Raw genomic sequence first — 4,950 nt, forward strand, 5'->3', positions numbered from 1 at the left:
CAGATCTTGGACAGTTTCCGTTAGCTGCTAACGGAAACTGTCCAAGATCTGCTCTAGGTGTCGTTCATCGGGCTCTTGCCCAGGTGAGGAAGCGGTCGCGTAGTTGGTCGGTGCCGGGGAGGTCCCCGGTCGCCTCGTCGAGCAGCGTCGCGAGGTAGATGAGCAGGCCGGTCCGGTTCTCGCGGTACTCGCCGAGCAGTGCCAGGCGAGCCGGGGAGCAGGGCCATGCGGCACCGCAGACCCGGCAGCGCCACGACGGTCGCGCCGCCACGTGCGAGCGGTAGCGGGGCATCGGAGCCTCCCTTTCTCGTGGACCGGCGTGCTCGATGGATGGGAGCGCCCCGGATCGGGGGTCACGGGGCGCCCCCGGCCTGGTTCCGCCCGCCGTCCGATCCCGTGAGCGGTCCCGCTGCGTGACAGTCTGCTGAGGACGCGACTACCGTGGGGGGTTCCGCGCGCCGACGACCAGCGCGTACCGTGATCGGCCCGGCACGGTACGAGGATGTACGGAGGGTGTCCGTGGAGAGTTCGTCCATGCTGGAGCATTTCGCGGAGGAGCTACGGCTGGCCCGGGCAGCCAGTGGCATGTCCCAGGCGACGCTGGCGGAGGCGCTGAGCTACTCCGGGGCACTGGTCGCCAAGGTGGAGACCTCCGAGCGCCGGCCGAGTCTGGACTTCGCGCGCCGGTGCGACGCCGTGTTCACTGCCGACGGGCGCTTCGAGCGCATCCAGCGGCGGATCAGCCGCGAGGCCGTGGTGCCGTGGTTCCGTGACTGGGCGGGCATCGAGCAGGAGACCACCGCACTGCGCTCGTTCGAGCCGCTCTACCTGCCGGGCTTGTTGCAGACCGAGGGCTACGCCCGCGCCATCCTGGCCGGTGCCGGGCTCTTCGCGGCGGATGAGGTCGAGCAGCAGGTGACAGCCCGGCTCGACCGGCAGGCCGTGCTCACCCGGGACCGGCCACCGCTGCTGAGTGTGGTCGTCGACGAGTACGCGCTGCGCCGCAGCGTCGGCGAGCCGGAGGTGATGAGCGAGCAGTTGCGGCACCTGGCGAAGCTCGGCTCGGCCCTGCCCCGGGTCAGAATCCAAGTAGTGCCGCTGTCCGCCGGTGCTTACGCTGGGCTCGATGGCCCCTTCGTGATCGCCACCACCGCGACCGGTGAAGATGTGGTCTACCTGGACGGGCAGCGCCACGGGCAGGTCATCGACCGCGCCGAGTACGTGCGGCAGATGGTCGAGGTGTGGGAGTCGATCCGGGGTGAGGCACTATCGCAGCAGCAGTCCCTCGAACTGATCGTGGAAATGGCGGAGACATGGAGCTGACCGGCGCCCGGTGGCGCAAGAGCAGTCGCAGCAACGGCAGCGGCGGCAACTGTGTGGAGGTTGCGGAGAATCTGTCGGGGGTGGTGGCCGTTCGTGACTCGAAGGATCCGGCTGGCCCGGTGCTCGTCTTCGAGCCCGAGGCGTGGCGCGCGTTCGTCGGGCTCGGTGCCGGTGTCCGGTAGGTCCCCGGCCCGGTAAATCCCTCGGCGGTCGCGCGGTCCGACCGCCTGGGCCTGCCCAGTCCCAAGGTCAACTCGGCTTCCTGAAAACCGGGGTGTCCGCGGGACCGGGATACCCCGGTTTCCAGGAACCCGAGTTGATCTGCCATGAGGCACTACCGCAGCAGCAGTCATCCGACGGGAGCGCAGGAAGTGGTGGAGACATGGAGCTGACCGGCGCCCGGTGGCGCAAGAGCACCCGCAGCGGCCCGGATGGCGGTAACTGCGTGGAGGTGGCCGACAATCTTCCGGGGCTGGTGGCCGTTCGTGACTCGAAGGATCCGGCTGGCCCGGTGCTCGTCTTCACGCCCGACGCGTGGGGCACGTTCGTCGGGTCCGACGCTGTCCGGGCGATGTGATCGACTCCGGATCGGCGATACGGCGGTGTCCGGGCGACGGGATGGCGCCACATCGCCGATCTGTAGTGGATCATCGCGCCGGCAGGCCGCCGGCAGGCCGTGGGCGTGGCGCGCGACCCGGCGGAAACCCGGGCGACACGTCGACGGGGTCGCCGTAGGGTGACCGGCGGCCTGTCGTACCCCGGGGGTAGGAAGGTCGGGGACGGGGGGTGGTCATGGTGAGTGTGGCGCAGCGGACGCGGTTGCCCTGGGTGCCGGCGTACGCGGTGTTCGAGCACTACCTGGTGAATCTTCGTCGCACCTGGCGGGCGGGGGTGTTCTCGTCGTTCCTGCTGCCGGTGCTGACCGTGCTCGGCTTCGGGCTGGGCGTCGGCGCGTACATCGACCAGGGCGTCGACGGGGTGCGCTACCTCGACTGGCTGGTCCCCGGGCTGATCGCCTCGACGGCGCTCCAGGTGACCGTGGGCGACTCGACGTGGCCGGTGTTCAGCAACTTCCAGTGGGTCAAGATCTACTTCGCGCAGACGGCGTCGCCGCTACGGGTGGGCGACATCCTGGCCGGGCACCTGGCCTTCGTGCTGTTCCGGGTGCTCACGACGATCGCGGCCTTCCTGCTGGTCACCGGGTTGTTCGGGGCGTTGCGGTCGCCGTGGGCGGTGGCCACCCTGCCGGTGGTGGCGCTGCTCGGGCTGGCCGGGGCCACGCCGACGTTCGCGTACGCCGCGGTGGTGTCCAGCGACAGTTGGCTGGCGATGCTGTTCCGGTTCGCGGTCATCCCGATGACGCTGTTCGCCGGCGTGTTCTTCCCGGTCGAGTCGTTGCCGGAGGCGCTGCGCTGGCTGGCGTACGCGACTCCGCTGTGGCACGCCGTCGACCTCTGTCGTGCGGCGACGCTCGGTGTCGCCCCGCAGTGGTCGATCGGCGGGCACCTGCTCTACCTGGCTGCGTGGGCGGCCGTCGGTTGGCTGCTGGCGCTGCGCGCCTTCCGCCGCAAGCTCGTCGTCTAGGGAGATCTCGTGGTCACGCTGGTCCTGCCCCGGCTGGTCGACGTCTCCGCCGCGTCCCGGCGGTCGGGGTCGGTCATCGAGCGCAATCTCGCCGCGCTGAAGTCGGTCTACTGGCTGCTGCTGCTCTCCGGCTTCGTGGAGCCGCTGCTCTACCTGCTCTCCATCGGTGTGGGCGTCGGGTCGCTGGTCGGTGACCTGCCGCTGCCCGACGGGCGGCTGGTGTCGTACGCCGCGTTCGTCGCTCCGGCGATGCTGGCCGCCTCCGCGATGACCGGGGCGCTTGCCGAGACCACATTCAACTTCTTCGGCAAGATGAAGTACATGAAGCTGTACGACGGGATGATCGCCACCCCCGTACGGCCGTTCGAGATCGCCCTCGGTGAGCTGAGTTGGGCGATGTTGCGGGGCAGCGCCTACTCGGCCGCATTCCTCGGGGTGATGGTCGCGTTGGATCTGACCAGCGTCGTCCACGCGCTCACCGCGCTGCCCGCCGCAGTGCTGGTCGGGTTCGCGTTCGGGGCGCTCGGCATGTCGATCTCCACCTTCATGCGCAGCTGGCAGGATTTCGACCTGGTGGCGTCCGCGCAGTTCACCCTGTTCCTCTTCTCCGGCACCTTCGTGCCGGCGCAGGCGTACCCGACCCTGCTGCACTGGCTGGTCGAGGTCACCCCGCTGTACCGGGCCGTGCACCTGATCCGTGGCGTCGCGCTCGGCACCGGGGGTTGGCTCTGGCTGCTCGACGTGCTCTACCTGCTGGCGATGCTGGCGGTCGGCCTGCTGGTGGCGTCGCGCCGGATGGGCAGGTTGCTCTACCCGTAGGTGTTATCAGCCGCTGTTCGCGGGGCATGTCCTGGGGGCGACACCGCCGACGAAGAGGAGGGGCGATGGCCTCCGACGAGACGTCCGCCCACCGTGAGCGCAGCGGGCCGGTCGGGCCCGACGCCGGGCCGGACAGCCCCACCGATCTGCCCGGCAGCGGCTGGAAGGCTGCGCTGCGCCGCACGGTCACCGAGTTCCAGGACGACAGCCTGACCGACTGGGCGGCGGCGCTGACCTACTACGGGGTGCTGTCCATCTTCCCGGGCGTGCTGGTGCTGATCTCCATCCTCGGCCTGCTGGGCACCAGCGCCACCGAGGGCGTCAAGGAAACGGTCAACCAGGCGGTGCCCAACGAGAGCATCCAGAAGATCATCGAGGATGCGATCAACCAGGCGCGGGACAGCGGAGGCCTGGCCAGCGCCGCGGCGATCATCGGTCTGCTGGCGGCGTTCTGGTCCGCGTCGGGCTACGTCGCCGCGTTCATGCGCGCCTCGAACACGATCTACGACGTGCCGGAGGGCCGGCCGATCTGGAAGACGCTGCCGATCCGGGTCGGCGTGACGGCGGTGATCGGCGTGCTCCTGCTGGCCTGCGCGGTGATCGTGGTCTTCACCGGCCGGCTCGCCGAGGTGGTCGGGGACGTGGTCGGCCTCGGCTCGACGGCCGTCACGGTCTGGGACGTCGCCAAGTGGCCGGTGCTGCTGCTCCTGGTCAGCCTGATGTTCGCGATCCTCTACTGGGCCTCGCCGAACGCCCGGCACGGCGGGTTCCGCTGGGTCAGCCCGGGTGGCGTGCTCGCTGTGGTGATCTGGCTGGTGATCTCGGGTCTCTTCGCCTTCTACGTGAGCAACTTCGGCTCGTACAACAAGACGTACGGTGCGCTGGCCGGCGTGATCATCTTTTTGGTCTGGCTCTGGCTGAGCAACATCGCGATCCTGTTGGGCGCCGAGTTCGACGCGGAGTTGGAGCGCGGCCGGGCCATCTCGGCCGGCCACGCCGTCGACGAGGAGCCGTACCTCGAACTGCGTGACGACCGCAAGCTCAGGAAGAAGCGGAATTCGGCTGCCAAGCGCTGACCTGATCGCACAGCAGCCGCTCCCGCAGCCGCAGCGCCCCGACCTGGTTCTGCACCTGCTTGCGGACGGCCCACGGCCCGGCATCGTCCCAGCACGCCTCGACCAGATGTGTGACGTCCATCACCGCCCGGGGGCGGGAGCGCGAGGC

8 protein-coding genes are annotated in these 4,950 nt (G+C 69.6%); 6 read left to right on the forward strand and 2 right to left on the reverse strand.

Features of this window, described 5'->3' with window-relative positions; all coding sequences use genetic code 11:
• Positions 1-64: 64 nt before the first annotated feature.
• A complete protein-coding gene (locus AB0J68_RS27135; protein WP_354854621.1) occupies positions 65-292 on the reverse strand; it encodes a flavin reductase in 228 nt (75 codons plus the stop codon).
• 227 nt (positions 293-519) lie between these two features.
• Between AB0J68_RS27135 and AB0J68_RS27140 the strand changes: the two genes are divergently transcribed.
• The 6 genes from AB0J68_RS27140 (at position 520) to AB0J68_RS27165 (ending at position 4,802) form a co-directional block, all read left to right on the forward strand.
• The gene (locus AB0J68_RS27140) at positions 520-1,323 is read left to right on the forward strand and encodes a helix-turn-helix transcriptional regulator (protein ID WP_354854620.1); all 804 of its coding nucleotides are present in this window, start codon (positions 520-522) and stop codon (positions 1,321-1,323) included.
• Positions 1,314-1,505, forward strand: coding sequence for a DUF397 domain-containing protein (locus AB0J68_RS27145; protein WP_354854618.1), 192 nt, complete (start codon positions 1,314-1,316; stop codon positions 1,503-1,505). The genes AB0J68_RS27140 and AB0J68_RS27145 overlap by 10 nt, the downstream gene beginning before the upstream one ends.
• A 200-nt stretch (positions 1,506-1,705) precedes the next feature.
• A complete protein-coding gene (locus AB0J68_RS27150) occupies positions 1,706-1,900 on the forward strand; it encodes a DUF397 domain-containing protein (RefSeq protein WP_354854616.1) in 195 nt (64 codons plus the stop codon).
• Positions 1,901-2,115: 215 nt separating this feature from the next.
• Entirely contained in the window at positions 2,116-2,907 is a 792-nt protein-coding gene (locus AB0J68_RS27155) for an ABC transporter permease (protein WP_363941170.1), read from the forward strand.
• A gap of 9 nt (positions 2,908-2,916) precedes the next feature.
• On the forward strand, positions 2,917-3,726 hold the full coding sequence (locus AB0J68_RS27160) for an ABC transporter permease (RefSeq protein WP_355135278.1): 810 nt from the start codon (positions 2,917-2,919) through the stop codon (positions 3,724-3,726).
• A gap of 65 nt (positions 3,727-3,791) precedes the next feature.
• On the forward strand, positions 3,792-4,802 hold the full coding sequence (locus tag AB0J68_RS27165) for a YihY/virulence factor BrkB family protein (RefSeq protein ID WP_363941164.1): 1,011 nt from the start codon (positions 3,792-3,794) through the stop codon (positions 4,800-4,802).
• On the opposite strand, the gene AB0J68_RS27170 is transcribed toward AB0J68_RS27165, so the two are convergent.
• The coding region (locus AB0J68_RS27170) for a hypothetical protein (RefSeq protein WP_363941167.1) at positions 4,768-4,950 on the reverse strand (183 nt) is incomplete at its 5' end. The genes AB0J68_RS27165 and AB0J68_RS27170 overlap by 35 nt on opposite strands.

The sequence above is a fragment of the Micromonospora sp. NPDC049580 genome (assembly GCF_040675595.1).
Taxonomy (GTDB): domain Bacteria; phylum Actinomycetota; class Actinomycetes; order Mycobacteriales; family Micromonosporaceae; genus Micromonospora.

Excerpts from the sequence above, each read along its gene's own strand:
- AB0J68_RS27135 (WP_354854621.1), bottom strand. The coding sequence starts at position 292 with ATGCCCCGCTACCGCTCGCACGTGGCGGCGCGACCGTCGTGGCGCTGC.
- AB0J68_RS27145 (WP_354854618.1), top strand. The coding sequence starts at position 1,314 with ATGGAGCTGACCGGCGCCCGGTGGCGCAAGAGCAGTCGCAGCAACGGC.
- AB0J68_RS27150 (WP_354854616.1), top strand. The coding sequence starts at position 1,706 with ATGGAGCTGACCGGCGCCCGGTGGCGCAAGAGCACCCGCAGCGGCCCG.
- AB0J68_RS27155 (WP_363941170.1), top strand. The coding sequence starts at position 2,116 with ATGGTGAGTGTGGCGCAGCGGACGCGGTTGCCCTGGGTGCCGGCGTAC.
- AB0J68_RS27165 (WP_363941164.1), top strand. The coding sequence starts at position 3,792 with ATGGCCTCCGACGAGACGTCCGCCCACCGTGAGCGCAGCGGGCCGGTC.